Source organism: Rhizobium sp. CAU 1783 (assembly GCF_054551725.1).
The window spans coordinates 1154405-1169130 of the sequence record NZ_JBTOLM010000001.1 but is presented as its reverse complement, the minus strand read 5'-3'; the positions used below and the strand labels follow the sequence as shown (position 1 = coordinate 1169130).

Annotated in this window: 16 protein-coding genes; 14 read left to right on the top strand and 2 right to left on the bottom strand. The window is 62.6% G+C overall.

Going from position 1 to position 14726, the window contains the following annotated elements; genetic code table 11:
• The first annotated feature begins 5 nt into the window (after positions 1 to 5).
• From rpe to ACX93L_RS05330, 6 genes are all read left to right on the top strand, one after another.
• Positions 6 to 683, top strand: a complete 678-nt coding sequence (gene rpe / locus ACX93L_RS05355) for a ribulose-phosphate 3-epimerase (RefSeq protein ID WP_459403861.1) — start codon at positions 6 to 8, stop codon at positions 681 to 683.
• Between the two features lie 20 nt (positions 684 to 703).
• Entirely contained in the window at positions 704 to 1411 is a 708-nt protein-coding gene (locus ACX93L_RS05350; RefSeq protein ID WP_459403860.1) for a DUF2259 domain-containing protein, read from the top strand.
• 83 nt (positions 1412 to 1494) lie between these two features.
• The gene (locus ACX93L_RS05345; RefSeq protein WP_459403859.1) at positions 1495 to 1938 is read left to right on the top strand and encodes a hypothetical protein; all 444 of its coding nucleotides are present in this window, start codon (positions 1495 to 1497) and stop codon (positions 1936 to 1938) included.
• Between the two features lie 58 nt (positions 1939 to 1996).
• Complete coding sequence (gene purB, locus ACX93L_RS05340; RefSeq protein ID WP_459403858.1) at positions 1997 to 3298, top strand: adenylosuccinate lyase; 1302 nt, start codon at positions 1997 to 1999, stop codon at positions 3296 to 3298.
• Between the two features lie 351 nt (positions 3299 to 3649).
• A complete protein-coding gene (locus ACX93L_RS05335) occupies positions 3650 to 4198 on the top strand; it encodes an RBBP9/YdeN family alpha/beta hydrolase (protein ID WP_459403857.1) in 549 nt (182 codons plus the stop codon).
• A gap of 113 nt (positions 4199 to 4311) precedes the next feature.
• A complete protein-coding gene (locus ACX93L_RS05330) occupies positions 4312 to 6873 on the top strand; it encodes a sensor domain-containing protein (protein ID WP_459403856.1) in 2562 nt (853 codons plus the stop codon).
• Between the two features lie 56 nt (positions 6874 to 6929).
• Here the strand turns inward: ACX93L_RS05330 and ACX93L_RS05325 are convergent, their stop codons facing one another.
• Positions 6930 to 7244, bottom strand: coding sequence for a DUF1476 domain-containing protein (locus ACX93L_RS05325; RefSeq protein ID WP_459403855.1), 315 nt, complete (start codon positions 7242 to 7244; stop codon positions 6930 to 6932).
• 234 nt (positions 7245 to 7478) lie between these two features.
• On the opposite strand from ACX93L_RS05325, the gene purC reads away from it, so the two are divergent.
• The 6 genes from purC (at position 7479) to ACX93L_RS05295 (ending at position 10575) form a co-directional block, all read left to right on the top strand.
• A complete protein-coding gene (gene purC / locus ACX93L_RS05320) occupies positions 7479 to 8243 on the top strand; it encodes a phosphoribosylaminoimidazolesuccinocarboxamide synthase (protein ID WP_169587700.1) in 765 nt (254 codons plus the stop codon).
• Positions 8244 to 8276: 33 nt separating this feature from the next.
• Positions 8277 to 8519, top strand: coding sequence for a phosphoribosylformylglycinamidine synthase subunit PurS (gene purS, locus ACX93L_RS05315; RefSeq protein WP_169587698.1), 243 nt, complete (start codon positions 8277 to 8279; stop codon positions 8517 to 8519).
• 18 nt (positions 8520 to 8537) lie between these two features.
• Positions 8538 to 8795 carry a hypothetical protein gene (locus tag ACX93L_RS05310; RefSeq protein WP_459403854.1) on the top strand — a complete coding sequence of 86 codons (258 nt, stop codon included), beginning with the start codon at positions 8538 to 8540 and terminating at the stop codon, positions 8793 to 8795.
• Positions 8792 to 9463: a phosphoribosylformylglycinamidine synthase subunit PurQ gene (purQ, locus tag ACX93L_RS05305; RefSeq protein ID WP_459403853.1), complete on the top strand. Its 672-nt coding sequence runs from the start codon at positions 8792 to 8794 to the stop codon at positions 9461 to 9463. The genes ACX93L_RS05310 and purQ overlap by 4 nt, the downstream gene beginning before the upstream one ends.
• Before the next feature lie 50 nt (positions 9464 to 9513).
• On the top strand, positions 9514 to 9897 hold the full coding sequence (locus ACX93L_RS05300) for a hypothetical protein (protein WP_459404148.1): 384 nt from the start codon (positions 9514 to 9516) through the stop codon (positions 9895 to 9897).
• Between the two features lie 105 nt (positions 9898 to 10002).
• A complete protein-coding gene (locus ACX93L_RS05295) occupies positions 10003 to 10575 on the top strand; it encodes an acyloxyacyl hydrolase (protein WP_459403852.1) in 573 nt (190 codons plus the stop codon).
• Positions 10576 to 10579: 4 nt separating this feature from the next.
• On the opposite strand, the gene ACX93L_RS05290 is transcribed toward ACX93L_RS05295, so the two are convergent.
• Positions 10580 to 10858 (bottom strand): DUF1127 domain-containing protein, encoded by a 279-nt coding sequence (locus tag ACX93L_RS05290; protein ID WP_459403851.1) that lies wholly within the window; start codon positions 10856 to 10858, stop codon positions 10580 to 10582.
• Positions 10859 to 10941: 83 nt separating this feature from the next.
• On the opposite strand from ACX93L_RS05290, the gene ACX93L_RS05285 reads away from it, so the two are divergent.
• On the top strand, positions 10942 to 12360 hold the full coding sequence (locus ACX93L_RS05285) for an aminotransferase-like domain-containing protein (RefSeq protein ID WP_459404147.1): 1419 nt from the start codon (positions 10942 to 10944) through the stop codon (positions 12358 to 12360).
• 134 nt (positions 12361 to 12494) lie between these two features.
• On the top strand, positions 12495 to 14717 hold the full coding sequence (purL, locus tag ACX93L_RS05280; RefSeq protein ID WP_459403850.1) for a phosphoribosylformylglycinamidine synthase subunit PurL: 2223 nt from the start codon (positions 12495 to 12497) through the stop codon (positions 14715 to 14717).
• Positions 14718 to 14726 lie beyond the last annotated feature (9 nt).

Below are 14726 nucleotides of genomic sequence, written 5' to 3'. Positions count from 1 at the left end.
CCGCCATGAACCGTCCCCTTTTCATCGCCCCTTCCATCCTCGCCGCCAATTTCGCCAAACTCGGCCAGGAAGTGGCAGACGTCGTCGAAGCCGGCGCCGACTGGATCCATCTCGATGTCATGGACGGCCATTTCGTCCCGAACATTTCCTACGGACCTGCCGTCATCAAGGCCCTGCGTCCCTACACCAAGGCCGTGTTCGACTGCCATCTGATGATCTCGCCGGCCGATCCCTATCTCGAGGCCTTCGCCCATGCCGGTTGCGACGTCATCACCGTCCATGCCGAGGCCGGTCCCCATCTGCACCGCTCGCTGCAGAAGATCCGCTCACTCGGCAAGAAGGCCGGTGTCTCGCTCAATCCCGCGACCCCGGTTTCGGTTCTCGAACACGTCCTCGACGACCTCGACCTGATCCTCATCATGAGCGTCAACCCCGGCTTCGGCGGTCAGAAATTCATCCCCGCCGCCACCGCCAAGCTCGCCCAGGCCAACATGCTGATCGGCAACCGTCCGATCGATCTGGAAGTGGATGGCGGCGTGACGGCCGACACGGCCCCGCTCGTCACCGCGGCAGGCGCCAACGTCCTGGTTGCCGGCTCCGCCGTCTACAAGGGAGAAGGCGTTGACGACTACCGCAAGACCGTCGAAACTCTGCGCAAAGCCGCAGAAGAGGGACGCCGTTGATTGATTGCCGGACATGGTCGGTGGGACTGGCGACGATGCTCGTCGCCCTGCCGGCCATGGCGGCCGAGTTTTCCGAATTCCGCTCGCTCGGCTTTTCGAAGGACGGAAGCGTCTACGCCTTCGAGGAATTCGGCATCAGCGACAGCTCCGGGCTCGCCTATTCGAACATCTTCGCGATCGACACGGTCAAGGACAAGTTCCTGCCAGGTACCCCGATTCGCGTCGGCGTGGAGCGGGATACGGACAGCCTTGCGAAGGTCCGCAAGCTGGCGCTCGAGAAAGCCGCCCCCCTGATTGAAGAGAACAATCTGCTCGATCACCCCGGCCAGGTCGTCGCCTTCAATCCGATCAGCGAACTCGGGCCGACGAAGGATGAGCTCAAATACTTCGAGCATCCGGCAGATCCCTCCTTCGGCGAACCCTATACCCTGACGATCGAGGAATTCTTCGCGCCGCCGACCCGATACTGCGTGGACATGGTCGACACGCTGAAGGCCTTTCGTCTGCGCTTCAAAGTTAAGGCTGGCAAACCGGCAGACGATCTTGTTTACACCGACGGCCCGGAGATTCCGGAGAGCCGCCAATGCGTCGTGGGTTATCGGCTGGGCGGTGTCATCACCTATGCGGCAGAGGCGGGCCCAACCGTGCACATGGCCCTCGTCAACGTTTTGAGCATCGGCTATGAGGGTAACAACGGGCGCTGGATCGCCGTACCGGTGCATCCTTGACCGACGAGAACAGGCCGACACACTCAATTCGCCCGGGCTTACGTGGCCGGCTGGCGGCATCGCGCCCGCCGGCGCGCGACTGGATGTTCGGCGCGCTCCTTTGGGGCACTGCGATCGCGGTATCGATCCTGCTGCCCCACTACGGTGAGAACCGACTGCCCGAGAGCCACCGCGCCCTGGTCCTGGCCCTATACTTCGCCGGCGCGGTGCTCGGGTGGCTCTCAGCCCTTCCGCTGGTCCGCTTCTTCAGCCACGGGCAGGCCGCGGAAACCCGGTTCGCGGCAGCCTTCCTGCTTCTCGGCATCGGCACGGCCGGCTTTACCGCCCTGCTCTTCGCCCTTCATTATCGCCTTTTCTATTCCCAGTGGCACGAGCCGTTCGGAACGATGATCTGGCTGTTCCAGTTCGTCTTCACATCCGCAGCGGCCGTCTATCAGTTCGCGGTGCTTGGCATCCGACACTACCTGCCCTTCGGCCTGATCGCACTTCTTGCCGTCAGCATCCTCCATGCGCGGCGCAGCCGTTGAGATTAGCCGCCGTCTTTGCTAAAGCGACGCCAACTCCAGCCGCAAGGAAAGAAAGCCGATGATCCCGCGTTATTCCCGGCCCGAAATGGTCGCCATCTGGTCTCCCGAAACCAAGTTCCGCATCTGGTTCGAGATCGAGGCCCATGCCTGCGACGCTCTTGCCGATCTTGGTGTCATCCCGAAGGAATCCGCCCGGACCATCTGGGAAAAAGGCGGCGCGGCTGAATTTGACGTCGCGCGCATCGACGAGATCGAAGCCGTCACCAAGCATGACGTCATCGCCTTCCTCACCCACCTTGCCGAATTCATCGGACCGGACAGCCGTTTCGTCCATCAGGGCATGACGTCTTCCGACGTGCTTGACACCACGCTCAACATCCAACTGGTCCGCGCCGCCGACATTCTGATCGCCGACATGGACCGGGTCCTCGCGGCTCTCAAGACGCGCGCCTTCGAGCACAAGGATACGGTGCGCATCGGCCGCAGCCACGGCATCCACGCCGAGCCGACGACGATGGGCCTGACCTTTGCCCGCTTCTATGCCGAAATGACCCGCAACCGCGCCCGCCTCGTCGCGGCCCGCGCCGAAATCGCCACCGGTGCGATCTCCGGTGCCGTCGGCACTTTTGCCAATATCGACCCGCGCGTCGAGGAACATGTCTGCGAAAAGCTCGGCCTCGTTCCCGAACCGGTTTCGACCCAGGTCATCCCGCGCGACCGCCATGCGATGTTCTTCGCAACCCTCGGCGTCATCGCCTCCTCGATCGAAAACGTGGCGATCGAGATCCGCCACATGCAGCGCACCGAGGTTCTGGAGGCGGAAGAATTCTTCTCGCCGGGCCAGAAGGGCTCGTCCGCCATGCCGCACAAGCGCAACCCGGTCCTCACCGAGAACCTGACGGGCCTCGCCCGGCTCGTGCGCATGTCGGTCGTTCCGGCCATGGAAAACGTGGCACTCTGGCACGAGCGCGACATCAGCCATTCGAGCGTCGAGCGCGCCATCGGCCCGGACACCACGATCACCCTCGATTTCGCGCTGAACCGCCTTGCCGGCGTCATCGAGAAGCTGGTGATCTATCCCGAAAACATGTTGAAGAACATGAACAAGTTCAAGGGCCTCGTCATGAGCCAGCGCGTTCTTCTGGCGCTGACGCAGGCCGGCGTTTCCCGCGAGGACAGCTATCGCCTCGTGCAGCGCAATGCCATGAAGGTCTGGGAAAAGGGCGCCGACTTCCTCGAGGAACTGCTGGCGGACGAGGAAGTGCGCGCGGTCCTCTCCGAGGAAGAGATCCGCGAAAAATTCGACCTTGGCTACCATACCAAGCACGTCGACACGATCTTCAAGCGCGTCTTCGGCTGATCCTAGCCTCAAAACTTGCGACCGGCATGCGCCACGCCTGCCGGTCGCCTGCGGTCGGCGCCAACGGGGGGCGCTCAACCGCTTTCGGCCCGCCGCCCACACGCGGCTTCCCGGTGTTCATTGTCGTCGCCCGTCCGTTCCAATCCGATGCTAGACGTTGCTGACAAGGGTGTTCGAACCGGCAGATTATGCGGCAAGAAGACGTCTGACGCGAGCCCCCTGTTTCATCATGACCGGTGCCTGGTGCAACCCTCGTCAGCTGCCCCTTACATGAAGCGCCACGGAGTTTCGTTGCTGCAAAGCACAACGCGGCTCTTGACGGCAGACGCCCGCGACCGCAATTAAGGCAGCATGAAAGCATCTGACGCCGATATCCTGATCATACCGGGCTACACCAATTCCGGACCCGACCACTGGCAGAGCCGCTGGGAGGCCAGACTCTCGACCGCGCGTCGCGTAGAGCAGGCGGAGTGGTCGAAGCCGGTGCGCGAGGACTGGGTCAAGCGGATCGTCGAGGAAGTCAACGCCTCGACGCGTCCTGTCGTGCTGGTCGCCCATTCTCTCGGCGTTCCGACGGCCATTCACGCCGTGCCCGAGATCAGCAAAAAAGTCGCCGGCGCTTTCCTTGTGGCACCGCCTGATGTCGCCAACCCGGAGATCCGCCCGAAGCATCTGATGACCTTCGGCCCCTATCCGCGCAACCCGCTGCCCTTCCCGTCGATCACGATCGCCAGCCGAAACGACCCGTTCGGCACCTACGAGCACGCCGACGACATTGCCAACGCATGGGGTTCACTCCTGATCGACGCGGGCGAATCCGGTCACATCAATGCGGATTCGGGCCATGGCCCGTGGCCCGAAGGTACCATGGTCTTCGCCCAGTTCCTCGCACGCCTCTGAGCGAGGTAGTACACAACGTCGCAGCATGAACCTCTGCGGCGTAATTAAGCACAATTTAATTCTGCCTCACTACTCTGGCGCGATCTCGAAATTCGTTTTCGAAAGAACAGCCGTTGCACCCGAGTACAACCGAACAAGCCAGCCCAAAAGACCCTGTTCGCGACGATTTCAACGACCTACTGGCGATCCTTCCCCTCGCCAGTGCGGTCGTCGGCGCTGACGGTCGCATCCTCGGCTGCAACGATCCCTTCCTGGAACTCGTGGGAGCAGTCGCCGGTCTGGGCGAAATGACGTTCGCCGGCCTTCTCGACGGGTTGGAGCGCCCGACCTTTCAGGCGATCCATGTCGCGTCTCTTGCTGACGCGGCCTTGCCGCGCTCTCTCGAATTCGCAATCGGGCTCGACGACACCCGGCGCAGACACGTCATCGCCTCCATCAAACCCTTTCGTCCGACGACCACCCAGGCGCTCCCCTACCTTCTGATCCAGTGCACGGACATCCAGCCAATCCGCGACAGCGAGGCTTCCCTCGTCGAACGGGAGCGTCGTTGGAACCACGCGCTCGTGGGCTCGTCATCCGGCGTGTGGGACCAGCGAATGGATACGGGCGAAATGTCCTACTCCGACGTGTGGCGCTCGATCCGTGGCCTCGGCCCCGATGACCCGATCGCCGGCACGACGGAGGAATGGCTCGACATGGTTCATCCCGACGATCGGAGCCGCGTCCTGCATTCGATTGAGAGACAGAACGCCGGTGACCCGGAATACACGACATTCGAATATCGGGAGCGCCACAAGAAGGGACATTGGATTTGGATCGAATGCCGCGGCGCCTGCGTCGAATGGGACGACGAGGGCCAGCCGGTCCGCATCGTCGGCACGGACACCGACATTACCGAGCGCAAGGCAGCGGAGGAAACACTGGCCCGGATGTCGCGCCGCCTGAAACTCGCCCTGGACGCCTCCGGCATCGGCGTCTTCGAAGCCGACTTCAGTACCGGAATGTGCGAGTGGGATTCCGGGATGCGCGCCATTTACGGGCTCGACACCGATCCGCTCATCCGCATCAACGGCGAATGGGAAGACATGCTGCATCCCGATGACGCCGAGCGCGTGCAGACGAAGGTGAGCCGCCACGTCGAACAGTTGATCCCGTTCTCCGACGAGTACCGCGTCGTCCTGAAGGATGGCTCAACCCACTACATTCGCTCACGCACCCTGCCATTCATCGATGGCGATGGTCATCGCAAGATGGTCGGCGCCAACTGGGATATCACGGCAGACCTCGAACTCCGCAAGGAACTCGAGCGCGCCAAAACGCTGGCCGAGGCCCGGAACCGGGATCTCGAACAGGCCAAGGCGCGCATCGAACACATTGCCCTGCACGACCACCTCACCGACCTTCCCAACCGGCGCTATCTCGACGAGATGCTGGAGAGCCTGGATGGTGAGGGACGCGCGGACAAGGGTGGCCTGGCCATCCTTCACATCGACCTCGACCGGTTCAAGCAGATCAACGATACGCTCGGTCACAATGCCGGCGACGCGATGTTGAAGCACGCGGCGCGCATCCTGCGCGACAACGTTCGCGACGGTGATTTCGTCGCCCGCATCGGTGGAGACGAATTCGTCTTTGTCGCCCGCTTCGACGGCAACCAACACACGCTGACCGCCCTCGCCGAGCGCCTCATCAGCGAACTCCGCAAGCCGGTGGCCTACAACGGACAGGATTGCCGGTTCGGAGCCAGCATCGGCATCGCCTGCGACCGGACGGGCACGGTCGAACCGCGCCAGTTGCTGCTCAATGCCGACATCGCGCTATACAACGCAAAAAACAGTGGCCGCAGTCGTTACGCTTTCTTCTCCCGCGACAGCCACAGCCGGATGGTGGACAGCAAGAGGATCGCCGACGACATTCTGCGCGGCCTCGAACAGAACGAGTTCCTGCCCTTCTACCAGTTCCAGTTCGACGCCAAGACGCTGGATGTGAGCGGAGCCGAGACACTTGCCCGCTGGCGCCATCCGGAACACGGCATCCTCACTCCGGACAAGTTCCTCGCCGTCGCCGAAGATATCGGCGTGGTGGGAGAGATCGACGGTCTTATCCTCGAACGGGCGCTTGCCGACATGGCCCGCTGGGAGAAACTCGGGTTGAGCATCCCCAAGATCTCCGTCAACGTCTCCTCGCGGCGCCTTCACGATCCCGCCCTGAAGAAGAAGCTGAGCGCCCTCGACTTCGATCCCGGAACGGTCTCATTCGAACTGCTTGAATCGATCTTCCTCGACGACAACGATGATCAGGCGATCGACAACCTGCGTCACCTCAAGAAGATGGGCATCGATCTCGAAATCGATGATTTCGGAACCGGCCACGCCTCGATCGTCAGCCTGCTGAGACTGAGCCCGAAGACCCTCAAGATCGACCGCGAACTGGTACAGACCGTCCCTGGATCGCGTTCGCGCCGCAATCTCGTCGGCTCGATCATCGACATCGGCCGCTCGCTCGGTATTCGGGTTGTGGCGGAAGGGGTGGAAACGCCGGATCACGTCCGCATATTGCGGGGTCTCGGCTGCGATGTCTTGCAAGGCTTCGGCCTTGCCGTGCCAATGCCCTTCGAGGACACGGCCACCTTCCTGCGCGATGAAAGCTGGCGTAGCTGCGCTCTCTCGGCGTGACGAAAGGTCAGGACGGGCGCCGGACGGCGCCCGATCGCATCAAACCATAGGGAGGATCACTCGCCCTGGATCTGTTCCACGGCCTGGGCGAGGAACTCGATCATCTTGGCGCGGATCTCTTCTTCGGTGACCGAAATGCCGCCGGCAGCGAGGTCGCCGCTCAACTTGCGCAGCACGTCTGCGTCGCCGGCCTCTTCGAAGTCGGAAGCAACCACTTCCTTGGCATAGGCATCAACATCAGCCTTGCCGAGGAGGCTACCGGCCCACAGGCCGAGCAGCTTGTTGCGTCGCGCTTCCGCCTTGAAACGGAGTTCCTGGTCGTGCGCGAACTTGTTTTCAAAAGCCTTTTCGCGATCACTCATGCCGCTCATCTGCGTCTCCCAAAATATGCCGCCACCGTGCGGGTTTCGTTCACCCATTAATCAAAAGGCGGTACAAAGTGCAATGCAAACTTGGTCGATTCTCCAAGCGCGCCTACGGTTTGGACGATTTCGATCCGGGGGACAACTGTTGCATTGTGAAAACCGAGCTTTTCCGCTAAGGGACCGCTTCAATAGTCCACTTGCGTCCCCTCGTGTGACGCCAACAAGCAGAGAAAACCCGCCATGAACCGTCGCCGCCGTGTATACGAAGGCAAGGCCAAGATCCTTTACGAGGGTCCGGAACCAGGCACGCTGATCCAATTCTTCAAGGACGATGCGACCGCATTCAACAAGAAGAAGCATGAAGTCATCGACGGAAAGGGCGTTCTCAACAACCGCATTTCCGAATACATCTTCACGCACCTGAACAAGATCGGCATCCCCACCCATTTCATCCGCCGGATCAACATGCGCGAGCAGTTGATCAAGGAAGTGGAGATGATTCCGCTTGAGATCGTCGTGCGCAACGTTGCCGCCGGCTCGCTCGCGACCCGCCTCGGCATCGAGGAAGGCATCGTCCTGCCGCGCTCGATCATCGAATTCTATTACAAGTCCGACGCGCTCGCCGACCCGATGGTCTCTGAAGAGCACATCACGGCCTTCGGCTGGGCAAACCCCGCCGAACTCGACGACATCATGGCGCTGGCGATCCGCGTCAACGACTTCCTGTCCGGCCTCTTCCTCGGCATCGGCATCCAGCTGGTCGACTTCAAGATCGAGTGCGGTCGTCTCTATGAAGGCGACATGATGCGCATCATCCTGGCCGACGAGATCTCGCCGGACAGCTGCCGCCTCTGGGACATCGAGACCCGCGAGAAGCTCGACAAGGACCGGTTCCGCCAGGATCTCGGCGGCCTGCTCGAGGCCTATCAGGAAGTCGCCAAGCGTCTGGGCATCATCAACGAAAACGAGCCGCTGCGCGGCACCGGCCCGGTGCTGGTGAAGTAAGCGACCGACAAAACAGATCTACGGAGATTGAGAGTGATCAAGGCACGCGTGACCGTAACCCTCAAGAACGGCGTCCTCGACCCGCAGGGCAAGGCGATCGAAGGCGCGCTCGGCGCGCTCGGCTTCGACGGCGTCGGCCATGTCCGCCAGGGCAAGGTCTTCGACCTCGAGCTCGAAGGCACCGACAAGGCCAAGGCCGAAGCCGACCTCAAGGGCATGTGCGAAAAGCTCCTCGCCAACACGGTCATCGAGAACTATACTATCGCCATCGCCTGAAGCCAGGGGAGCGATGGTATGGCGGACGGCACCAGCGAATTGATGTATGAGCTTCTCAAGAAGCTCAATCAGCGCTTCGACAAGGTTGACCTCGCCATTGGTGACCTACGTTCCGACAACTTGACGCTTCGCGGCCAGATCCATCTCCTTCAAGGAGACGTGAACAATCTCCGGTCAACGATCGGAAGCATTGAGAGTCGCCTCGACCGCATCGAAAATCGCCTGGAGCTGCGGGAGCTCCAGGAAGCACAAGCAAGGTTTGAGCCCCACCCATGAAATCCGCCGTTCTGCAACTCCCTGGCCTCAACCGCGACCGCGACATGATCGCCGCGCTCACCAAGATCTCGGGCACGGCCCCGGTCACGATCTGGCAGACCGAGACGACGCTTCCGGATGTCGATCTGATCGTCATCCCCGGCGGCTTCTCCTATGGTGACTATCTCCGTTGTGGCGCGATCGCCGCGCGCATGCCGGTCATGCAGGCCGTCAAGGCGGCAGCCGAACGCGGAACGAAGGTTCTCGGCGTCTGCAACGGCTTCCAGATCCTGCTGGAAGCGGGGCTGCTTCCCGGCGCGCTGATGCGCAATTCCTCGCTGAAGTTCGTCTGCAAGGAAATCAAGCTTGAAGTCGCCAATGCCGACACCGACTTCACCCGCGCCTATGCCAAGGGCCAGATCATCCGCTGCCCTGTCGCCCATCACGACGGCAACTATTTTGCGGACACGGAAACCCTGAAGGCGATCGAGGGCAATGGCCAGGTCGTCTTCCGCTATGCCGAAGGAACCAATCCGAACGGCTCGATCAATGACATCGCCGGCGTGATGAACGAGAAGGGCAACGTTCTCGGCATGATGCCGCACCCCGAAAACCTGATCGAGGCTGCTCACGGCGGCAATGACGGACGTGGCATCTTCGCCTCGGCCCTCGACGTAATCGCTGCTTAACGGTTCGGATGATAGAGGACGGGCGCCCGATGAACGAAAAGCGATTCTGCATGCGCCCCTCCATTGTTCTTGCCGCCGCCGCCCTGACTGCACTTGCAGCCTGCCAGCCCAAACCCAAGCCGCAGCCGGCGCATGGCCAGTCTGCCCTTGACGTGATGGAGCGCGTTGCTGTCGGCGCCAACAACTGTTGGATGAAGTCAGGAGACCCGGCTTTCAAGGCCTATGCCATGGCGCCGGAGCTGAACTCCTTCTCCGGCAAGCCGCGCATTCTTCTGGTGCGCAAGGGAAGCCACGACATCCGGCCGCTGCTGGTCGTGCAGGCGGAAGGCCGCCCGGCCCGCCTCGACGCCTTCGGTCCGATGATGAGCGAACCGGTTGCGGGCCGCATCGCCGCCGATGTCAGCCGCTGGGCAAAGGGCGCGAAGGACTGCTGATCGCAGCTTGAAATTTGCGACCTTTTCTGGGCAAGACCCGGTCGCCATCGTCAAAATCATGTGATAGCGTCGCAACTCGGCTGAAACGAGTCCGGGTGAGTTTCCATGGATGATCGCATTGCATCCGTCCTGCGCAGCGTGGTTTGCGTACTGGGCGTCTCGGCATCGATGACATTTGCGCAAGGCGCGCTCGCTGCCGACTGGTCCATCAAGGAAGTCAGAGCTGGCGTGACGGGATCCATTCAGGCCCGCAGCACCTTCGAACCCGGTTTCTTTCCGACGGTGGTGCTCTTTTTCGATCCCCTCGAATCGGCAAACGCCTCGACCTGGCAGGACACGCTGATGCGGCCGCGCCTGCATGTCGGCGCCTCGGTAAGTACCGCTGGCGCGGCAAGCCAGGTCTATGCCGGCCTGAACTGGACCGTCCCTGTGACGGACCGCTTTTACCTGGACGTCGGCTTCGGCGGCACCGTGCACAATGGCGACCTCGAAGACGACGGCACCAGCGGCCCGAAGCTCGGCTGCTCGCTGTTGTTCCACGAATATGCCGCAGCCGGCTTCCGTCTCACCGACAAGCTCGACGTCGTCGCGACGATCGACCATTCGTCCAGCGCCAATCTCTGCGCCCCGAATGACGGCATCAGCCACGCTGGCCTTGCCCTCGCCTACAAGTTCTAGGCACTCAGCGCAGCAGCAGCCACGATTTCCGGGCCTCCTGTTCAGCGGCGACCCGGGTAAGGCCGATGTCGCGCAACTGCTCGTCGGTCAGTTCGCTGAGCGCGAGCCGTCCCGCCCGCTTCATCCGCCAATTCGAAAACCCATGGGTCATGCGCGCCCATATACCCTTGGGGCGCACCTCGGGCGACAGCATGTCGCCGGTGCTCCGGAACAGCGTCTCGCGCCGAAATCCATCCGGATAGATTGTATCAATTGCACCAAGATACGCTACTGAGTCGATCATATTGCACCCCTATCGCCAGTCGAATTCGTTGCAATGTCCGTAGCATTGACCAATCAATCCGGACAATGTAGTGAATTGTCATGATGACAAATTGGCTTCCTGACCTTTCCATGGGCAAAGGCCCGATCTATGTCCGCCTGGCCGACCAGATCGAGGCATCGATTGCCACTGGCACGCTCGCGGCCGGCGCCAAGCTGCCGCCGCAGCGCAACCTCGCCTTCGACCTCGGGATCACTATCGGCACCGTCAGCCGCGCCTATGCGCTGGTACATGAGCGCGGGCTTGTGACGGGCGAGGTCGGCCGTGGTACCTTTGTTCGCGACGGTCGGACCGCCACTCCGAACGGAGAGCATGACCCGGTCGCAGCCGCCCTCGTCGGCACGCGTTCGGTTTCGCCGCAACCGGGCAAGATCCGCTTCGACAGCACGGCCGCGCCCGATGTCGGCCAGGGCGAGTGCCTGCAGAGTCACATGGGCGCGATCCTGCGCGAACACCCGGTGGAGATCGCCAGCTACACCCGCAGCTTTCCCGATCATTGGTTCGAGGCCGGCGCACGCTGGCTCGCCAAGGGTGACTGGGCACCCCATCCGCAGGATATCGTTCCGACCCTCGGCGCCCATGCCGGCATCATGGCCGTCATCAGTGCCGTCACCTCTCCCGGCGATCGTGTGGTGTTCGAGCACCTGACCTATTCCCAGGTCAGCCGGGGCGCGGGCCTCGCCGGTCGCCGCACGACGCTCGTCGACAGCGACGAGCAGGGCATGCGGCCGGAGGACTTCGAGCGGGTCTGCGCCCAGCAGCATCCGAAGGTCGCCTTCGTCATGTCTTCCGCGCAGAATCCGACGCTTGCGACCATGCCGCTGGATCGCCGCCATGCACTGGTCGATATTGCCCGGCGCCACAATGTCTGGCTGATCGAGGACGATCTCTACGGCGCCATGTCGACGGAGCCCGCGCCGAGGCTTGCGGCGCTGGCGCCGGATCGCGTCTTCATGGTCGGAGGTCTCTCCAAGTCGGTCGCCGCCGGCATACGCGGCGGCTGGGTCGCCTGCCCGCCGCATTTCGCCCAGCGGGTCCGCATTGCCCACAAGATGATGACTGGCGGTATTCCCTTCATCCTGGCCGAAGTCTGCGCGCGCCTCGTTCTGTCCAGCGACGCCGCGCGCATCCGGGAAGCCTGCGCGGAGGAGATTGCGGCACGCGAAGAGCTGGCGCAGCGCCATCTTGCAGGCTTCGATTTCCGCTCGAACCCGGCCATTCCCTTTCTCTGGCTGGCGCTTCCCGATCCGTGGCTGTCGGTCACCTTCAAGAACGCGGCACTGGCCGAAGGCGTGCTGATCGACGACGAGGACGAGTTCAAGGCCGGCCGGTCGGAAAAGGTGCATCATCGCGCCCGTATCGGCTTCTCCGCACCTGAGCGGCGTGAAGAAGTTGCGAACGGCATGATGATCCTGCGCCGGCTTCTGGAAAACGGTGGCGCCGGCTACGACAGTGTCGCCTGATGGTGCATGTGGCGCTGCCGCAAGCCGATTTTGCCCCGTCTGTGACAAGCCGAATTTTCCTGTCGCGCCATGGCCTCACATGCGCTAAAGAAGCGCCGAAACCCCGATTTCCGGCAGGCTATCCAGGACCAGCGATGACGATCCCCAACACGATCCAGATCACCCCCGAACTCGTTGCCTCGCATGGGCTGAAGCCGGACGAATACGATCGGATCCTGCAACTGATCGGTCGCGAGCCGACCTTCACCGAACTCGGCATCTTCTCGGCGATGTGGAACGAGCACTGCTCCTACAAGTCTTCGAAGAAGTGGCTGAAGACGCTGCCGACCAAGGGGCCGCGCGTCATCCAGGGCCCCGGCGAGAACGCAGGTGTGGTCGACATCGACGACGGCGACTGCGTCGTCTTCAAGATGGAAAGCCACAATCACCCGTCCTACATCGAACCCTATCAGGGTGCCGCGACCGGCGTCGGCGGCATCCTGCGCGACGTCTTCACCATGGGTGCCCGCCCGGTTGCGGCAATGAACGCGCTGCGCTTCGGCGCTCCGGATCACCCGAAGACCCGTCACCTCGTCTCCGGCGTCGTCGCCGGTGTCGGCGGCTACGGAAACTCCTTCGGTGTTCCGACCGTCGGCGGCGAAGTCGAATTCGATGCCCGCTATAACGGCAACATCTTGGTCAATGCCTTTGCCGCCGGTCTCGCCAAGTCCAACGCCATCTTCCTTTCGGAAGCCAAGGGCGTCGGCCTCCCGGTCGTCTACCTCGGCGCCAAGACCGGCCGTGACGGCGTCGGCGGCGCCACGATGGCATCGGCCGAGTTCGACGAATCGATCGAGGAAAAGCGTCCGACCGTCCAGGTCGGCGACCCCTTCACCGAAAAGTGCCTGCTTGAGGCCTGCCTCGAGCTGATGCAGACCGGTGCCGTTATTGCCATCCAGGATATGGGTGCCGCCGGCCTCACCTGCTCGGCTGTCGAAATGGGCGCCAAGGGCGACCTCGGCATCGAGCTGGACCTCGACAAGGTGCCGGTCCGCGAAGAGCGCATGACGGCCTATGAGATGATGCTGTCGGAGAGCCAAGAGCGCATGCTCATGGTGCTCGAGCCCTCGAAGGAAGACGTCGCCAAGGCGATCTTCGTCAAGTGGGGCCTCGACTTCGCCATCGTCGGTTACACCACCGACGACCTGCGCTTCCGCATCATTCACCAGGGCGAGGAAGTCGCCAACCTGCCGATCAAGGAACTGGGCGACCAGGCGCCGGAATACGACCGTCCTTGGGTCGAGCCGAAGACCCCTGCTCCGCTTGCTGCGGACGCTGTCCCGGAAGCCGACGTCGCCGATGCGCTGGTCAAGCTGCTCGGCTCCGCCAACAACTCCTCGCGTCGCTGGGTCTACGAGCAGTATGACACGCTGATCCAGGGCAACTCGCTGCAACTGCCGGGCGGTGACGCCGGCGTAGTGCGCGTCGACACCCACCCGAAGAAGGCGCTCGCCTTCTCCTCCGACGTGACGCCGCGCTACGTAGAAGCCGATCCGTTCGAAGGCGGCAAGCAGGCCGTCGCCGAATGCTGGCGCAACATCACGGCGACCGGCGCCCTGCCGCTCGCCGCCACCGACAACCTCAATTTCGGCAACCCGGAACGCCCGGAAATCATGGGTCAGTTCGTCTTTGCCATCAAGGGCATCGGCGAGGCCTGCAAGGCCCTCGACTTTCCGATCGTTTCGGGCAACGTGTCGCTCTACAACGAGACCAACGGCCAGGCTATCCTGCCGACGCCGACCATCGCAGGCGTCGGCCTGTTGAAGGACTGGTCGAAGATGGCGCGTATCCGCTTCGCCGTCCAGGGCGAGGCGATCCTGCTTTGCGGCGCTCCGGCCAACTGGGGTTCGCATCTCGGCCAGTCGGTCTATCTCCGCGACATTCTCGGCCGCGTCGAAGGTCCCGCTCCGCATGTTGATCTCGCCCACGAGAAGAAGGTCGGCGACTTTGTCCGCGCCCTGATCACCGATGGCGTGGCAACGGCCGTTCACGACTGCTCTTCCGGCGGCCTCGGCCTTGCCATTGCCGAAATGGCGATCACCTCCGGCATCGGCGCCAAGCTGACGCAACTCAACGACGAGAATCCGATTGCCACCTTCTTCGGCGAGGATCAGGGCCGCTACGTGGTCACGATCCGGGAAGAAGACCTGGACATGGTGCTCGATCGTGCCAAGGAAGCCGACATTTTCGCCCCCTTCGTCGGCCGCACCGGCGGTAACGCCGTCGTGCTCGGCGAGGCTCGCCCGGTCGCAATTGAGGAATTGCGTTCGGCATATGAATCGTGGTTCCCTCGCTACATGGAAGGAAGCATCGCCTGAGGCGGTGCT

Excerpts from the sequence above, each read along its gene's own strand:
- rpe (WP_459403861.1), top strand. The coding sequence starts at position 6 with ATGAACCGTCCCCTTTTCATCGCCCCTTCCATCCTCGCCGCCAATTTC.
- ACX93L_RS05345 (WP_459403859.1), top strand. The coding sequence starts at position 1,495 with ATGTTCGGCGCGCTCCTTTGGGGCACTGCGATCGCGGTATCGATCCTG.
- purB (WP_459403858.1), top strand. The coding sequence starts at position 1,997 with ATGATCCCGCGTTATTCCCGGCCCGAAATGGTCGCCATCTGGTCTCCC.
- ACX93L_RS05335 (WP_459403857.1), top strand. The coding sequence starts at position 3,650 with ATGAAAGCATCTGACGCCGATATCCTGATCATACCGGGCTACACCAAT.
- ACX93L_RS05325 (WP_459403855.1), bottom strand. The coding sequence starts at position 7,244 with ATGAGCGGCATGAGTGATCGCGAAAAGGCTTTTGAAAACAAGTTCGCG.
- purC (WP_169587700.1), top strand. The coding sequence starts at position 7,479 with ATGAACCGTCGCCGCCGTGTATACGAAGGCAAGGCCAAGATCCTTTAC.
- ACX93L_RS05310 (WP_459403854.1), top strand. The coding sequence starts at position 8,538 with ATGGCGGACGGCACCAGCGAATTGATGTATGAGCTTCTCAAGAAGCTC.
- purQ (WP_459403853.1), top strand. The coding sequence starts at position 8,792 with ATGAAATCCGCCGTTCTGCAACTCCCTGGCCTCAACCGCGACCGCGAC.
- ACX93L_RS05300 (WP_459404148.1), top strand. The coding sequence starts at position 9,514 with ATGCGCCCCTCCATTGTTCTTGCCGCCGCCGCCCTGACTGCACTTGCA.
- ACX93L_RS05295 (WP_459403852.1), top strand. The coding sequence starts at position 10,003 with ATGGATGATCGCATTGCATCCGTCCTGCGCAGCGTGGTTTGCGTACTG.
- ACX93L_RS05290 (WP_459403851.1), bottom strand. The coding sequence starts at position 10,858 with ATGATCGACTCAGTAGCGTATCTTGGTGCAATTGATACAATCTATCCG.
- ACX93L_RS05285 (WP_459404147.1), top strand. The coding sequence starts at position 10,942 with ATGACAAATTGGCTTCCTGACCTTTCCATGGGCAAAGGCCCGATCTAT.
- purL (WP_459403850.1), top strand. The coding sequence starts at position 12,495 with ATGACGATCCCCAACACGATCCAGATCACCCCCGAACTCGTTGCCTCG.